The sequence below is a fragment of the Paraburkholderia tuberum STM678 genome (genome assembly GCF_902833905.1).
Taxonomy (GTDB): domain Bacteria; phylum Pseudomonadota; class Gammaproteobacteria; order Burkholderiales; family Burkholderiaceae; genus Paraburkholderia; species Paraburkholderia tuberum.
Genome location: NZ_CADFGP010000001.1, coordinates 103,465 through 118,090, shown reverse-complemented (window position 1 = coordinate 118,090; position 14,626 = coordinate 103,465). Strand labels below are relative to the sequence as shown.

Here is a 14,626-nt window from a genome sequence, read left to right as displayed (position 1 = left end):
TTAGTCTGACTTTGAAATCGAAACAGTGCGTTGATCGAGCTGGATCGTCAGCTTCTGTTCCTTGTCTGGAAGAGCCATCCTGTACCATGCGGCGTCGGGCGCGATTGGCAACCGGTAAACCGCGCGCCAGACCGATTTCCCGAGATCCCGGTAGCCGGCCAGCACGCCAATTGCGGTAGAGGCGGGGTTCGACTTCCGGACGATCTCGCGTGTATCGCCGGGACGCAGAATAAATTCGTCAACGACCAGCACGTCGTCGCCAAGGATTTTTTTGTCGTCGCTTTGCAGCGTGAAAAAGTCGCCGGTTTGAAACGCCGTCGGCGACTTCAGTTCGTAGACCCGCACGAGGATCGGCGCCGCCGTTCCCCACTCGTTCGGATTGACGTTCTCGTTTGCCGCGATCTGAAGCCGGAGGGTCGTTCGCTCCTTGACAACGGGAGCCGACGCGGTAGCGCACCCGGACAGCCATGCGCTCGCCCCGCTTAGGGCTAGCCAGCCTCCGATACGCAGCCATATCGCGAAGCGGGAAAAAAAGATCGAAACCATCTGACGGTATCAAGGTGATCTCGCACATCGCCCTGAATGAACCAGGATGCCTGCATCCAGCCGGGCATCCCGGTTAACAACCTTGACACGGCTTCCCGGACAAAAGGGTCGTCGTGCCAAGATTCAGGAAAATGTGCGATTTAGGCTGTGTTCTTCTTGATATCGAAGGTCGCCGTGATCGCACCGCCGCTACCGCCTTGCGCGTTCTGCACCACATATTCCTGCTTCAGGCGAGCAAAGGACAGACGCACCGTTTCGCACGGACGCGATTCACTGTCGCTGACGCCGGACGGCTGCACCGAGGTAACCAGCACGTCGTTCATCGTGAATTTGATGTATTCGAGCGGATTACCGCCAGCCTTGCGCACGACGAGTTTGGCTTCGTCGATGTGCTTACCGGTCAGGCAGTATTGCGTCAGGTTGGGCGTTGCACGATCGATGAAATGCTCAAACGTGAAGTCGTCGACCGTGGCTCGGCCAGCGCCACCACCGGAACCAACGTGCATATTCGATTGCTGCGTAACGCCCCACGCCCAGCTCAGAACATCGATTTCGTCCTTGTGGTTAGCGTCTGCCGACTCACCATCGATCCCGTTAATCTTGAGAAAGATGTCTTGCGCCATAAAAGTACTCCTTGATACCGATTAGTTTTAAAGATGCTCAATGAAAGTCAGGCATATTTAGTGAGCGCCTGTCCGTCGCTCAATCACCGAATGAACGGTAGACGTCAGGTCAGGCTGCATCCTTCACGAGCGGCAGCTTCGCGACGAGACGCAAAGAAACCGTCAGACCTTCAAGTTGGAAATGCGGACGCAGGAAGAACTTCGCCTGGTAATATCCCGGATTTCCCTCGACGTCCTCGACGACCACTTCGGCCGCGGCCAGCGGTCGACGTGCCTTGGTTTCCTGCGACGAATTAGCGGGATCGGCGTCAACGTAGTTCATGACCCATTCGTTGAGCCATTGCTGCATTTCGTCCCGCTCCTTGAATGCGCCGATCTTGTCGCGCACGATGCACTTCAGGTAATGCGCAAAGCGCGAGCACGCGAACAGATACGGAAGACGGGCCGATAGATTCGCGTTCGCAGTTGCGTCGGGATCGTGGTACTCGATCGGCTTCTGCAACGATTGCGCGCCGATGAACGCCGCGTAGTCAGTGTTCTTGCGGTGAATGAGCGGTATGAAACCACTCTTCGACAATTCCGCTTCGCGGCGGTCGGAGATCGCAATTTCCGTCGGGCACTTCATGTCGATGCCACCGTCATCCGTCGGGAACGTGTGACACGGCAGGTTTTCAACTACCCCACCGCTTTCCACGCCGCGAATCAGCGTGCACCAACCGTAGTTCTTGAACGAACGGTTGATGTTCACCGCCATTGCGTAGGCCGCGTTCGACCATACATAGCGTTGATGATCCGCGCCGGCGGTCGCCTCTTCGAAATTGAATTCGTCGACCGGATTCGTCTTGACGCCATACGGCAGACGTGCAAGGAAACGCGGCATTGCAAGGCCGATGTAGCGCGCGTCTTCCGAACTACGCAGCGAGTTCCAAAGTGCGTACTCGAGGTTTTGCGTAAAAATCTTCGTCAGGTCGCGCGGGTTGGCGAGTTCCTGCCACGAGTCCATCTGCAGCACGGACGGTGCCGCGCCCGTAATGAACGGCGCATGCGACGCTGCCGCCACCTTTGCAATCGAGCCCAGTAGGTCGACGTCGGCGGGCGTGTGATCGAAGTAGTAGTCGGCGACGAGACAGCCGTACGGCTCGCCACCCAACTGCCCGTATTCTTCCTCGTAAATTTGCTTGAAGAACGGACTCTGGTCCCACGCAATCCCTTTATAGCGCTTCATCGTGCGACGCAGGTCGTCCTTCGACACATCCATAAAGCGGATCTTCAGCTTCTCATCCGTTTCCGTGTTCGCGACGAGGTGATGAAGCCCCCGCCATGCACTCTCAAGACTCTGAAAATCTTCATGGTGGAGAATCAGGTTGATCTGTTCGGATAATTTGCGATCGATCTCCCCAATAATTGACTCTATGTTTTTGTACGCGTCGTCGGACACCGTTGCCGATGTAAGCAGTGCTTGTTGAGCAAGCGTCCGGACAGCCCCCTCGACAGCCTCGCGCGCGCGCTCCGTTTTGGGCTTGAATTCGCGCGATAGGAGTGCGTTGAAATCGGACTGATTGGTCACGCTCGCCGTTGCCTTGGCGCGCGTGTTCGCTTGAAGTTCGGCCATCATTTCCCCATTGTTTCAGGCTGTGCTTTCGTGCGGAAAGCAAAAATCATTCGTTGGTCACCGGTTCGCCGGTGGATGCCGCTTCCGGCTTTGGCGCCTTTGCGAGCGCTTCGAGTAACGCTGGGTCTCTCAACACCTTGCTGACCAGGTTTTCCGCGCCACTTTTGCCATCCATATACGTTTGCAGATTGGCGAGTTGCGTACGCGCCTCGAGTAGCTGCGCAAGCGCGTCAACCTTCTTTGCGACGGTTGCGGGCGAGAAGTCGTCCATGCTTTCGAACGTGATATCGACCATCAGATGACCTTCGTTCGTCAGCGTGTTGGGCACCGCGAACGCGACACGCGGTTTCATGGCCTTCATTCGCTCATCGAAGTTCTCGATGTCGATATCGAAGAACTTACGATCGCCGACGGCGGGCAACGGTTCGAGCGGCTTGCCCGACAAGTCGGCGAGGACGCCCATCACGAACGGGAGTTCGACTCTCTTTTCCGAACCGTAAATTTCGACGTCGTATTCAATCTGGACGCGGGGGGCACGATTACGTGCGATGAATTTTTGAGAACTGGTAGAAGCCGACATAGTGCTCTGAGGTTGTTCGCTCAAATAAAAGAAGGAGCGGCGACACCGCTCGCTTTCGTATGAAATCCGCAAGCTGAAGATGTTATGTCTCGGAACAGCGCGGCGATATGGGCGGTTGCCCAAAAGTCTGTCCCGTTCGCAAAAGCGAGGCCGGGTTGGCGTGCGCGAACGCAGGCTCCCAGAGGGCTACCCGCGACGAGTACTTTCAGTGCGTGCCTGAATCGGGAACAACGGTGATTTCGACACGACGATTCATTTCGCGCCCCTGACTAGTTTCGTTGCCGGCGATCGGCCGGGTATCGCCATACCCCTGAATTGCGAAACGTGTGACGGGCAACGTAGCCGTGTTGACGAACCAATCGCGGATGGCCCGCGCGCGTGCCTCGGAGAGCTTATGATTCGCGACGCTGGCACCCACGTTGTCAGTATGACCCGCGATGAGAATTCGCTTGTCGGGATTCGCGCGAATCAGATCGAGAACCGTGTGGAGCCTTGGCTCTGCACCTGACTTGAGCGTCGTCTTGCCGCTGTCGAATAACAAGAGGCTGTCGATCGTCACAGCAAGGGGCGGGGAATGCGCGGCGATCGTCGGGGAATGCGATGTCGCGGTCACGCGTTCAAGCGCGACTTGCAACTGCTTGCCCCGATACAGTCCCCAGCCGAGCCCGGTCGGCACACCGTTGCTCGCATAACGAGCCAGCTCGGCGGATTGTCTGCGCAACGATTCGAATCGCTCACGCTTCGTATCCGCGCGGGCTGTGGGTATATGCGTGTAAGCCTCGAGGTCGTCGGCGACTCGCGTGACCAACCTGCTGTTCGACCATGCGGAGACACCAATCGACACCATCAGGACGACCGCTGACGCAGCCAACGCGTGCAAGCTTCCGGAATACGACCGGGCCCACTCGCTCTTCGAAACCCGGAATCTGTCGTTCCGCGCGATGGTCGTAAGTAAAGGCAGAGACAGCGGCTTCGGTTGAGCCCTCGGCCTCGTCAGCAGCGGCCGCAGCGCGGTCTTGCCGGTGAGCCATCGCGTCCATGCGCCTGGACGCATCGGTGGGTGTCCTATGTCGGCCAACAGCAAGCCGCGCAGCGAGAACGGCGCGGTGTTCGCGAGCGATGAAAGTATCGATAGCAGCGCCTCATCTTCTAGCCAGTCGAACACTGCATGCCCCAGACCCGCGCGCGACGCACGTTCCGGGTGGGCGACAGCGAGCCAGGCCTGATCCAGCTGTTGCCTGAGCGCTTGCACATGTTGCCGCGCGGTTGCGGTCGCGGGTTGCATCGTCGAGATACTCATGGCATCGCCGAACCAGACCGGTTCCACTGCGCGGTCGCTATTCGAGCCGAGGTACGCGTAGATCGCGATATAGCAGGGTAATACGAACGCCCGGGGACCGATGCAAGCGTCGATTTGATGCTTCCAGCGGGAAAATTCGCGGCGAATCACAGCATCGTCGCACTCACCGTCGGGAACAACGGGCATCAACACGGCATCCGGCGGACGTTGATGCGACTCCATCACCGTGGCCAACACGCTGGACAACTGCTGCGGGGACCGGACACGCAACCACAGCGCATCACCGTTACGTCGCAGTGCGGATGTCTGGCCATCGCGTGCAAACAACGCGCCGGCATGCGGCCCGACGACGAGAACGATCGATAACTGACGCACGTTCCCGAGCTGAAAATCCTGATCCTCGTGAGTCGGATGCGATCGCCCGTAAGCTGGCAAAACGGCGGCGCCCACCCCCGTCAACAGAACAAGACTGAGCACAACAAGCCACGATGGTTGGAGAGCAAGCGGCAAACATAGCCATATCAGTCCAACTACGGAGACAGCGATCCAGATCAGCGCCGCCCGGTAGCTGTTTCCGGAAATCATTGCGAACGCTCCGTCTGCATAGGACTACTCTGCGGCGACGACGTTTGAAGTAGACCGCGCGTCGCAACGTCCAGACTAAGATCCATCGCCGTCCATAGTGACGCGATGGCAACCGCACCAGCAATCACCCCGCCGGCGATTCTGCGTGAATGTGAGATGCGTGACACGTCCGACGGCCGAAGCGAATTGGTCGGTGGCATGGCGTTATCCGGTGCGTCGGGTATGGAGAACGCCGCCTTATTACGCGGATGCCCGTTCAACGCCGATTTCGCACGCTCCAGATATGCGTTGGCGTTTTCGCGTCCGCCGTCGAAGCCCAGCCCCAGCAACATGGTGTAGAACTCAAGTCCGGCGGGGTCCGGATCGCCGCCGTCCACCACCGCCTCGATCCGGTGCCATACCCATGCGGCGCCATCGCGCACGCCATGAAAACGCATCTGCAGCGGGTCACGCAACCATTCCTCGCGCTGCCTGGACGGCAATGCATGCAACGTCAGTTCATCTAGCAGAACGCATTGTGCGAGGCTGACTTCCCGGATGTCCGTTGCCGGAAAAGTTCGATCCAGCATTTGCTGCTGTAGCGTCTCGACCAACGTACTGCAACGCGCGCGCCAAAAAGGAATAGCCGGCAGCTCCGCGCCGTCGGACAGCAGTGCTGCATGCAACGCAGTCGCTCGCATGAGCGCGACTGTTGAGTCAAACATAATAAGAAACGTATTCGCGCCGGCACCCTCAGGGCATTTCGACGACATAGGTGACGAATGTATTGACGGTGCCAGCCGTGGCCCGACCGGTTGCATAGTAGCTGGCAATGAACTTCACCGGCGTTGGATCCGTGGACGTGATCGGAACGACTCTCATCGTAGACCGGTCGCCGACCTTGATCCGCGATCCGTCCTCATTGGCCAGCATGACCTGTACATTCGTTGCCGACGCCGCCCCGCTCGCATTCTGCAGGTCCAGATTCCCGGTGTTGGGATCGGTCGACGAACCGCTCTCGAAATACACGCGCGCCCCCGTTACACCGCTTGGACATTGGATCGTGATGGTAAAGAACTTTGAGCCGCGATCTATAGCTCCGGCCGTCGGCAGCGATTGCGTCGAAAGCGTCGGCAACGTGACCGTCATGTCGGGCGAACTCACCAGCGCACACGTCGTCGCGTTATAGGTGCCACTAAAATTGAGCGTGACCGAAGGCGAGCCTTGCGCATGTACGCAAACCGATCCCAACAGTGCACCTGCGATCAATCCGGAAATTAGTCCGGCAATCCGAAAGTATCTACAAATATTTTTCATTTTCTGACCTCTACTGTCGGCGGAATCATCTAAGCCGCAGCGCTGGCGCTGACCGGGTATCGACCTTCGCACTTCAGCGAAGCGAACTGACAAGCGCCGCGCCCGCTGAACGTCGCGCTACGGACTTTGCCGGCGGAGACCAGACTAGCGCTGGATCACAGCTCAGCTTGATGCGCGCAACGATCCCCGCGCGCTGACCGCTGTCCGCCTTGTCGTCGTCCGGCACCGTGTAGGGCATCACGCACTGCTCCGCTGCGCGATTGCCCCAGCGCACCAGCAGCTTGCCTTCGTGCTCGAGGCCGCGCAGGTACGCGAGGCCCCCCTGACCGACGATGCCCACCGATTTCTCGGACTCGTCGAATAGCTCGGTGCCCATCGGCATGGCTTTGCCTTCCCGATCCAAAACCTCGGCGAAAATCGGCGTGCCCTGCGTGGTCGCAATCTTCACCTTGACGAGCGAACTCGCGCGCGGCACGACTTCCTCACTCGTGTTGCCCAGTTCAACGTCGAGCGACACGTCGCTCGGATCCAGCGCGACCGTGTTGACCCGGTATGGCATCAGCGAAGACACCACCGCATAGCCGTTAGCGTCAATCCTTGCACCCTGGCCATTGATGATCCGGCCGCCTTCCGCGCCTTTCGCTTCGACGAGCGCGAACGCCTGCCCAAGCGGCGGGCTCAGCGTCATGCCGCCACTGTGAACGACGACCGCGCCGTCGGCGTTGAACGCGGCTTGACGGGTCTGATTGCTGATCGATGCATTGACGTTGTAAGTAGCGAACGGCGCGCGATACATCGCGTAACCACCCGCGGAAACGGTCCGATTGTCGCCGGCGACGATCCGTGACGCGTTGACACCGTAGGTGATCGGCGTGGCTCCGCTCGTGTTGCCCGACGCAGTGGCCTGAATTGTGCTATCCCCGTTCGAGCCGCGCGAAACGTTGGTGGTCAGATAGTCGAACATATGATGCTCGTTCGAGTCGACCTTGCCGAGCGGAATCGTCAGGTTCAAACCGACCTGCGTGCTGATCTTCGAGTTTTGCAGGCGCGTGCGTTGCGCATATAGCGAGTAGGACACCCGCTTGTACGCGCTGTTGAAACCAACCTGATATTGCAGGTCGTAGCCCTTCGACGCGCCCCAGTAGTTCTGCGAACTGCCGGCGATATAAAAAGAACTCGACTCGCCGATTGGCTGGTTGATATTCAGCTGCAGACGGCTGCGCGTGCGGTAGTCATACTGACCCGTGGTGTCTCGGGAGCCATATCGCGCGTACATCGCGTCATGCAGGCTATAGAAGCGTGAGGTCGAGTATCGGTAAGCCGCAACCGAAAAATTCGTGTTGGGCCCTGGAAGGAGCTTGCTGTAGCTGATCCGGGTACTGTAACCGGGACGACCACCAGACACGCCGGGGATATTCGTTCCCGCCGCCGTTACGTCAAACGCGAATGCGCCGAGCGGCGTATTGAGCGCGACACCCATCAGGCCAGCCCAGTAACCTTCCGCAAACTGTGCACCGGTGTAGGCGGTCAACAGGTTTGTCAGGCCGCGCTGATAAACCGCCTGCGCCACCCACGGATGGTTATTCAGCACGGTATCGCGATAGACACCGGTCGTCAGATTGAAACGTGCAACACCAGGCCGCAGCAACTGCGGGACGGACGCGAACGGCACCAGAAAAGTCCGCTGACGGCCGTCGGATTCTGTAATAGTGACCTGAAGGTCGCCGCCATAACCCGTAGCCGGCAGGTCGTTCAGTTCAAACGGCCCCGGCGGCACGCTGGTCTCGGCCACGATGATGTTGTTCTGACGCACGATGATGCGTGCATTGGTATCAGCCACGCCACGCACAACCGGCGCGTAGGAGCGCATGGAATCCGGCAACATGCGGTCGTCGCTCGAAAGCTGGACGCCACGCACGTTGAATGAGTCGAAGACGTCGCCGCTCGTCGAGCTGTCGCCGATCGTCAGTTGGCTCTTAAGCGCCGTGACATCGTGTTGCGCAAACAGCGCGACACTTTGCCAATGCGTGCCGGAACCCCGGTTCTGCGAGCTTACCGTGGACCACTGGCGGAAACGCCAGCCGTTCACGTTGAATCCGCTTTGCAGACCGAGGTAGACACTGCTGAAGTCTCCGCTACCATTGTTCTGGTGGGTCATATAGCCGGCGAGACTGTATTGCACGAAGCCTGCGTTGATCCCGTTGTCCCAACGGGACGGATCAACGTAACCGGCAGCCTCCTTGCGCAATTCGATCTGTGGAATCGACAGATCGAGTTGCAGATCGGCGGTGTTGAACGATGCAACCGATCCCGGTACGGCTTCAACCAGCGGGACGCATTGCACTGACGCATCCGTATCGTCGAAGTCGCCCTTTCCTGCTTCCTTCAACCGCTGGGCCACGCGCTCGGTATCTACGCCAGCGCGGTCGAGGCCAGGCATCGTGAAACAGGGCGTTGCGATATCCGAGCCCGGCACTGCCTGAAACAGGACATCGAAGCGTCCACGCTTCTTACCATTGACGAGCAGTTCGAGCGGATAAACACCGGGAGCAACAGGATTGCCTCGCGTATAGCGTGACAAATCGGCGACATTGCCCGTAAAGAATGCTGGATTGAACTCGACTTCTTGCGGAACTTCCGCAGCGGGCGCATTTGATGTCGCCGTGGTAGATGACGCATCCGTACGCGCAGCTTCTCCGTCGACACCGGCTTCCTGTTGCGGCAACTCGGACGCCGAGCATTCGCTGGATGGCGTCGCCGCTGAGTCCGGCGCGCACGCGGCGACCGCGGAATTTGAGCAAAAGACCCAGCCCGACGCTATGATTGCCGCCCAAGCCAGTGGATGAAACCGGAAAGGGACATTACTGAATACTCTTTCAACCGCCGTCTTACTATTCCGCACGCCCGACATCCCGTATTTCAATTATTGATTCTTTTGCGCTTCCGCGCTTTGCGCACCTGTCACTTCCGCCGAGTCCTTGATCGCTGTACCGAAGTCGTTCAGAACCGTATAGGAAACAGTGGCAGGAGCTTTGATATCCAGCTTTCCATCTTGTGGACGGAGATCGACGTGCCCGAACGGCGGTGCCATATCGGGCAAAAGAGCGACTTTCCTGCCTGCCGTTTCTACCTCTGCCGTGCCGAGGGAAATGTAGTAGGGCGATGGGTTGTCCAGACGAACGATGCTCTGACCTTTGTCATTTGCCTCGAGATGCCACTTCAGCTGTGCCCGCCCCGCCGTTGGGTCATCGAGCAACGATACCGGCCGGTAGAACATCTTGATACGCGTTCGGAACGCGAGCTGAATCATGTTCCGGTCATCAGCGTCCTTAGGCTTCGGCGGAATTTCGAGAACGTTCAGCCAATAGACAGCCTCACGGTCCTTCGGCATGTCGCCGCCTGTGAACAGGATGCGCAAAGCCTGCCCTCTGTGAGGCTCGACCCGAAATACCGCCGGCAGTAACGTGAACGGCACCTTGATTTCATTCGGGGCAGCGGCCGCATCGCCGTCGTCCAGCCATGCCTGGACCAAAACCGGACGGCTGTCAACATTGTTCAAACGAACATTGACTTCGCGGTTTTGCGCCGGATAAATAACTCGGGTACCGGTAATGGTGATAGCAGCTTGTGCAGCAAACGAGGTCACACTTAAGGCGACAGCTGCGGCGAACAACATTGGAAACTTCATTGAAGACACTCGCTCCTCCACGCGACAGATAAGCGGAATGCCACTTCGGGTTGCCTTCGAACTAGAAGAGCAACCCGATGCCATTCGGCTTAGATTCGCTTACTGGTATGCCAACGTGTAGCGAACAACAGCCGTCACGTTACCGGCCGTGGCTCTGTCTGTTGCATAGTACTGGCCGGCGTAGTACATCGTTGCCGTACCGTCGTTCCCAACAGCAACGAACTCGCCCGTGCTGCCCAGCGGAAGCACCTGCGCCGCGCCATTCGTGAAATTGTGGTCAAGCAATTGCACTTCGACGTTCGCGGCCGGCGAGGTAGTTGCCTGGTTAATGGCATTACGCGTAACCGGGTCCATGTTCGTGGTCTCGAAATGCGCCGCGACATGGGTCAGCGTTGCCGGGCACTGCGACACCGAAATGTTGAACGGCGTGGACCCGCCGACTACGCCAGCCGCAGGCAGCGTCTGCGAAGACACCCGAGGCAGCGTGACCGTTTGGTCCTCGTCACCCGAGTTGATCACACAGGTGTCGTCATACAGTTCTCCATTGAACGTTACCTGACCTGTGCCCGGTACAGCTTGAGCGAAAACCATCGGCGCGACGGACAGGCCCATCAGCGCGATCATGAGTTGCGTTACTTGTTTTTTCATGAGATTCCTCTTTGTTGCCATTTCAGAACTACAAACCCTTGTAAAGCCGGGACGTCCAGCGATCGTCAAGGCAGAGGAATGATCTCATTGAAGAAGATCGGTGTTAATGGGCCAATACCCAAAATGAAAGACCAAAATAGGTCAGTCGAGAAACGGCGTGTCGATTCCTCGAACTGAACAGGTCACAGGACCACCCTACGATAGGGAGAAGGCGCCACGAGAACGACAGAATCCGCCTGAGAATCGCGGCAATTGCTACGAGCAGGACCACTCGCGCACGATTGTGACGAGTTCTACGTCGTTTCTGGCACCGAGCTTCTTCATGCCAGCGTTCTTCTGATTGCTCACGGTCTTCGGACTGCGATTGAGCCGCTCGGCAATTGTTGCGATCGACATCCCGTCGCAGATCATTCGCACGACCGTCGATTCTTTTTCAGATAGCAAATTGAGAGAAGATCCGCCTTGCGCTGCGCGCCCCGTTGCGCGCAACATCTTGTCCGCAATGGAATCAGGCAGAAACACGCTTTTATTTTTGGCAACGCGAACGGCAGCGGTAAGGCTGACAAAGCCCTCGGGACCCTTGCCGACGAAGCCGGCCGCCCCCGCGTTGAGCGCAGCTGAAATGATGTGCGTGGAAGAATGCGTGCTCAGGAAAACTACTCGTATGGCTGGGGCGACACGCCGGATCCGGTCAAGAAGATTGAGACCGTCGGCATACGGATCGCCTTCGAATTCGTAGTCGCACACAAGAACATCGACTGGCACTTCAACCAACCGCTGGAGAAGCAGGCCAATACTGTCGCTTTTGAAGCAGACCTGGATGTCAGGACAACGCTGAAGAAGATGCTCGACGCCGAGGAGAATAAATGGATGATCGTCGGCGATACCCACTCTTATTTTGTTCACTCACACTCCATACCACGCAGGTGAATACCTTTTCCTTGCCGAAACACCCTGCATGATTTGTCACCAAAGTACCATGTCATTTCACGCCGTTACATGATGAGAAAGGCGCAGGGCATCTCGTCCCATCCACTCGTCGACTTCCCTGATCCTGTGTGTCGCCACGGGACGCTGCGTTTGCGTGGGCCTAGCCGCACACCTCAGCAGCAAGATCGAGAGCCGCAACCTTCCTGCTTCTAATGAAGCGAACGGCGTCGGGAACGCCTATCATCTAAGCGCACCAGGCGGTGCAGTCCAGATAGCGCATATCAAATTGTCTTGATCGTTCCACAAAAGCATTTTGGCACCACGCAAATAGAAGTTTTCGAACCAGTGTTTTTTAAAACGATGCAAAATCGGTGAGAAGTCGGTGTGCTTTGGTAAAGATAAAGCAATTTTTGGGCATGCAACCTGGCATGGATCAATCATGAAGATGGGATAGCGCAACGCACCCCAACTCGTCGGCGAGGAATTAAAACATCTTCGCCTTGCGCAGAGGCGGATTGTACAATGCGCTAACAAGAAAAAAGTCAGCAGAGTCCTATATGCGTCCTAGGTGCAAGAAGTGCTTTCAACATCCAGCCCAGTCGGTCCGTCGCAATGCCCCATCGCCGCCGGCGTCACGGCCGTGTTTCTTCTAGCGGACCGCGCGACAGCAGGTCCGCGGTCGCGGGCCTATTTGCTTCAGCCATTTCTGTGCGTTCATTTCGTTCTCCTGTTGTGTATGGCCGGATGACATCGACGGTGACTCCGGTCACTAATCGGTAATGCGCTCGTCGAATACGGTCAGCGCGGCGAGACTGACGAGACAGCACGCGCTCATGTACCAGGCCGGCGCATAGGCGCTGCCCGTCACGCCAATTAGCCACGTCACGACGAACGGCGCGAAACCGCCGAACAACGTCACGCCGACGCTATAGATGATCCCGAGCGATCGCCCGCGCATTTCGCGCGGGAATCCTTCGAGCAGCAGCAGAAAGCCAGCCGGATTGCCGAGCACCCACAGGCCGATTTCCGATATGGACGTAGTCTGGCCGCCGGCCAGGCAGCACGCCGGGTCGGCGAAACGCGAATTGGCGAAGGTCAGGCTGTAAGGTATTGCTCGACGAGCGTGGCCCAGTAGGCGGAGCCGATCGGCAGTGCCTGATCGTTGAAGATGAAAAAGCTGGGTTTCATTGAAACGTCGCGCACGGCGAGACTGCATCTGATGCAGCGCGAAGGCGCGATTCACACGCGCCCGGCCGACTATTTCATCCGCTGCATTCGCCAGGCCGCGATCATGTGAGCCGCGCGGCGCGCGAGCGGAAGCAGGAGCGGGAGCCTTAAGCCGCAAAATGATTGCGCACGAGATCGACGAACGCGACCAGCCCGGTAAGCAGAACCACGATGAACAGCCAGCGTTCGAGCAGCGTAAACACAGGCCGTTTCCCCTTGCGACGCTCGGCGATGTAAAACCACACGGTCGCCGCCGTATAAAGCACGGTCGACATCAACAGATAATGCAGGCCGCCCGCGTACACGAGAAAGAGCGCGTAGCCGCAGCCCAGCAGCGCGAGCATGAAATCGATGCGCCGTGACCACGGCTGCCCCGCATACGATTCGCCGCTCGCTGCGAGCTTCAACCCATAGCCGGCGACGAGCAGATACGGGATCAGGCTCATCGACGTCGTGAACTCCTTGGCCAGCGTGAACGCTTCTTTCGAAAACAGCGTCACGATCAGAAAGGCCTGAATCACGAGGCTCGTCATCCACAGTGCGGCGACCGGTACGTGGTTGCGGTTTTCTCGCCCGAGAAACGCGGGCATCGTGCGGCTCTTGCCCGCCGCGTGCAGAATTTCGGCGGCGAGCAACGTCCATGCAAGATAAGAACCGAGTACCGATATCAACAGGCCGAGCTTGACCGCGACCGCGCCCCAGGCGCCGACCGCGGCGCTCAGCACGCCAGCCATCGACGGATTTTTCAGCGTGCCCAACTGCTCGAGCGGCAACACGCCATACGACAACAACGTGACCATGACCATCAACGCAAGCACGCAGAGAAAGCCGAGTACGGTCGCGACCCCGACGCCGCGCCGTTCGCGTGCATGCCGTGAATAGACACTCGCGCCTTCGACGCCGAGAAACACGAATACCGTGCCCAACATCGTCTTGCGCACCTCGCCGAACAGACCGCTCGCCGACGGCTCGGGAACGGTCCACAGGTTCGCGAGGAACAACTGCCACTTGACACTCGATAGCACGAGCACCGCGAACAGTCCAAGCCCGAACAACTTGGCGGCCGTCATCGACGCATTCACTACCGACGAGCCCTTCACGCCGCGCAGTATCAGAAAGTGAAACACCCAGATCATCAGCGAGGAACTGACGATCGCGCTAAACGTATTGCCAGCGCCGAATGAAGGCGCGACGATCGCGAGCGCGGACTTGATCAGCACGAGATACGCCACGTTGCCGAGACAGCTGGCGCACCAGTAGCCGAACGCCGACAGAAATCCCGTGTAGCGTCCAAACCCGACGCGCGCATACGTGTAGACGCCAGCGTCGAGTTCCGGCTTGCGCCATGCGAGCCGTTGAAAGATCAGCGCGAGTATCAGCATGCCGGAGCCGGTGATGGTCCAGCTGATCAACGAACCGACTACGCCGGTATATTTGCCGAGCGCCTGCGGCAGCGAAAAGACGCCCACCCCGACCATCGAGCCGATCACCATCGCCATCAGGCCCGGCGCTGAAAGTCTGACGCGCTTGTCCATTGCTGCGATCGCTCTCCCGCGAACACGTTCCGATCGAGCCGCGCTCGTGCGACTAC

The 14,626-nt window shown here is 58.4% G+C and carries 14 protein-coding genes; 1 reads left to right on the top strand and 13 read right to left on the bottom strand.

Going from position 1 to position 14,626, the window contains the following annotated elements:
- The 12 genes from tssJ to HWY30_RS00480 form a co-directional block, all read right to left on the bottom strand.
- The gene (gene tssJ / locus HWY30_RS00535; protein WP_090810698.1) at positions 1 to 546 is read right to left on the bottom strand and encodes a type VI secretion system lipoprotein TssJ; all 546 of its coding nucleotides are present in this window, start codon (positions 544 to 546) and stop codon (positions 1 to 3) included.
- A gap of 140 nt (positions 547 to 686) precedes the next feature.
- Positions 687 to 1,169, bottom strand: a complete 483-nt coding sequence (locus tag HWY30_RS00530; protein ID WP_090810696.1) for an Hcp family type VI secretion system effector — start codon at positions 1,167 to 1,169, stop codon at positions 687 to 689.
- Positions 1,170 to 1,278: 109 nt separating this feature from the next.
- Positions 1,279 to 2,781 carry a type VI secretion system contractile sheath large subunit gene (tssC, locus tag HWY30_RS00525; RefSeq protein ID WP_090811832.1) on the bottom strand — a complete coding sequence of 501 codons (1,503 nt, stop codon included), beginning with the start codon at positions 2,779 to 2,781 and terminating at the stop codon, positions 1,279 to 1,281.
- A 46-nt stretch (positions 2,782 to 2,827) separates the two neighbouring features.
- A complete protein-coding gene (tssB, locus tag HWY30_RS00520; protein WP_090810694.1) occupies positions 2,828 to 3,361 on the bottom strand; it encodes a type VI secretion system contractile sheath small subunit in 534 nt (177 codons plus the stop codon).
- 205 nt (positions 3,362 to 3,566) lie between these two features.
- On the bottom strand, positions 3,567 to 5,246 hold the full coding sequence (locus HWY30_RS00515; RefSeq protein WP_090810692.1) for an OmpA family protein: 1,680 nt from the start codon (positions 5,244 to 5,246) through the stop codon (positions 3,567 to 3,569).
- Positions 5,243 to 5,926 carry a DotU family type IV/VI secretion system protein gene (locus HWY30_RS00510; protein ID WP_279613263.1) on the bottom strand — a complete coding sequence of 228 codons (684 nt, stop codon included), beginning with the start codon at positions 5,924 to 5,926 and terminating at the stop codon, positions 5,243 to 5,245. The genes HWY30_RS00515 and HWY30_RS00510 overlap by 4 nt, the downstream gene beginning before the upstream one ends.
- A gap of 52 nt (positions 5,927 to 5,978) precedes the next feature.
- Complete coding sequence (locus HWY30_RS00505) at positions 5,979 to 6,542, bottom strand: fimbrial protein (protein WP_090810690.1); 564 nt, start codon at positions 6,540 to 6,542, stop codon at positions 5,979 to 5,981.
- A gap of 73 nt (positions 6,543 to 6,615) precedes the next feature.
- Entirely contained in the window at positions 6,616 to 9,453 is a 2,838-nt protein-coding gene (locus HWY30_RS00500; RefSeq protein ID WP_176078830.1) for a fimbria/pilus outer membrane usher protein, read from the bottom strand.
- 12 nt (positions 9,454 to 9,465) lie between these two features.
- The gene (locus tag HWY30_RS00495) at positions 9,466 to 10,230 is read right to left on the bottom strand and encodes a fimbria/pilus periplasmic chaperone (RefSeq protein WP_090810688.1); all 765 of its coding nucleotides are present in this window, start codon (positions 10,228 to 10,230) and stop codon (positions 9,466 to 9,468) included.
- Between the two features lie 99 nt (positions 10,231 to 10,329).
- Complete coding sequence (locus HWY30_RS00490) at positions 10,330 to 10,878, bottom strand: fimbrial protein (RefSeq protein ID WP_090811826.1); 549 nt, start codon at positions 10,876 to 10,878, stop codon at positions 10,330 to 10,332.
- A gap of 255 nt (positions 10,879 to 11,133) precedes the next feature.
- Positions 11,134 to 11,784: a response regulator gene (locus HWY30_RS00485; RefSeq protein ID WP_090810686.1), complete on the bottom strand. Its 651-nt coding sequence runs from the start codon at positions 11,782 to 11,784 to the stop codon at positions 11,134 to 11,136.
- 793 nt (positions 11,785 to 12,577) lie between these two features.
- The gene (locus HWY30_RS00480; RefSeq protein WP_090810684.1) at positions 12,578 to 12,820 is read right to left on the bottom strand and encodes a hypothetical protein; all 243 of its coding nucleotides are present in this window, start codon (positions 12,818 to 12,820) and stop codon (positions 12,578 to 12,580) included.
- Between the two features lie 156 nt (positions 12,821 to 12,976).
- On the opposite strand from HWY30_RS00480, the gene HWY30_RS42405 reads away from it, so the two are divergent.
- Entirely contained in the window at positions 12,977 to 13,105 is a 129-nt protein-coding gene (locus HWY30_RS42405) for a hypothetical protein (protein ID WP_279613262.1), read from the top strand.
- Between the two features lie 37 nt (positions 13,106 to 13,142).
- Here HWY30_RS42405 and HWY30_RS00475 read toward each other — a convergent pair whose 3' ends face one another.
- Complete coding sequence (locus HWY30_RS00475; protein WP_090810682.1) at positions 13,143 to 14,570, bottom strand: basic amino acid/polyamine antiporter; 1,428 nt, start codon at positions 14,568 to 14,570, stop codon at positions 13,143 to 13,145.
- Positions 14,571 to 14,626 lie beyond the last annotated feature (56 nt).

What these genes read in the sequence shown, in the direction of transcription:
- tssJ (WP_090810698.1), bottom strand. Translation starts at nt 546, where the DNA reads ATGGTTTCGATCTTTTTTTCCCGCTTCGCGATATGGCTGCGTATCGGA.
- HWY30_RS00495 (WP_090810688.1), bottom strand. Translation starts at nt 10,230, where the DNA reads ATGAAGTTTCCAATGTTGTTCGCCGCAGCTGTCGCCTTAAGTGTGACC.
- HWY30_RS00500 (WP_176078830.1), bottom strand. Translation starts at nt 9,453, where the DNA reads ATGTCGGGCGTGCGGAATAGTAAGACGGCGGTTGAAAGAGTATTCAGT.
- tssC (WP_090811832.1), bottom strand. Translation starts at nt 2,781, where the DNA reads ATGGCCGAACTTCAAGCGAACACGCGCGCCAAGGCAACGGCGAGCGTG.
- HWY30_RS00510 (WP_279613263.1), bottom strand. Translation starts at nt 5,926, where the DNA reads ATGCGAGCGACTGCGTTGCATGCAGCACTGCTGTCCGACGGCGCGGAG.
- HWY30_RS42405 (WP_279613262.1), top strand. Translation starts at nt 12,977, where the DNA reads ATGAAAAAGCTGGGTTTCATTGAAACGTCGCGCACGGCGAGACTGCAT.
- HWY30_RS00490 (WP_090811826.1), bottom strand. Translation starts at nt 10,878, where the DNA reads ATGAAAAAACAAGTAACGCAACTCATGATCGCGCTGATGGGCCTGTCC.
- tssB (WP_090810694.1), bottom strand. Translation starts at nt 3,361, where the DNA reads ATGTCGGCTTCTACCAGTTCTCAAAAATTCATCGCACGTAATCGTGCC.
- HWY30_RS00475 (WP_090810682.1), bottom strand. Translation starts at nt 14,570, where the DNA reads ATGGACAAGCGCGTCAGACTTTCAGCGCCGGGCCTGATGGCGATGGTG.
- HWY30_RS00505 (WP_090810690.1), bottom strand. Translation starts at nt 6,542, where the DNA reads ATGAAAAATATTTGTAGATACTTTCGGATTGCCGGACTAATTTCCGGA.
- HWY30_RS00530 (WP_090810696.1), bottom strand. Translation starts at nt 1,169, where the DNA reads ATGGCGCAAGACATCTTTCTCAAGATTAACGGGATCGATGGTGAGTCG.
- HWY30_RS00515 (WP_090810692.1), bottom strand. Translation starts at nt 5,246, where the DNA reads ATGATTTCCGGAAACAGCTACCGGGCGGCGCTGATCTGGATCGCTGTC.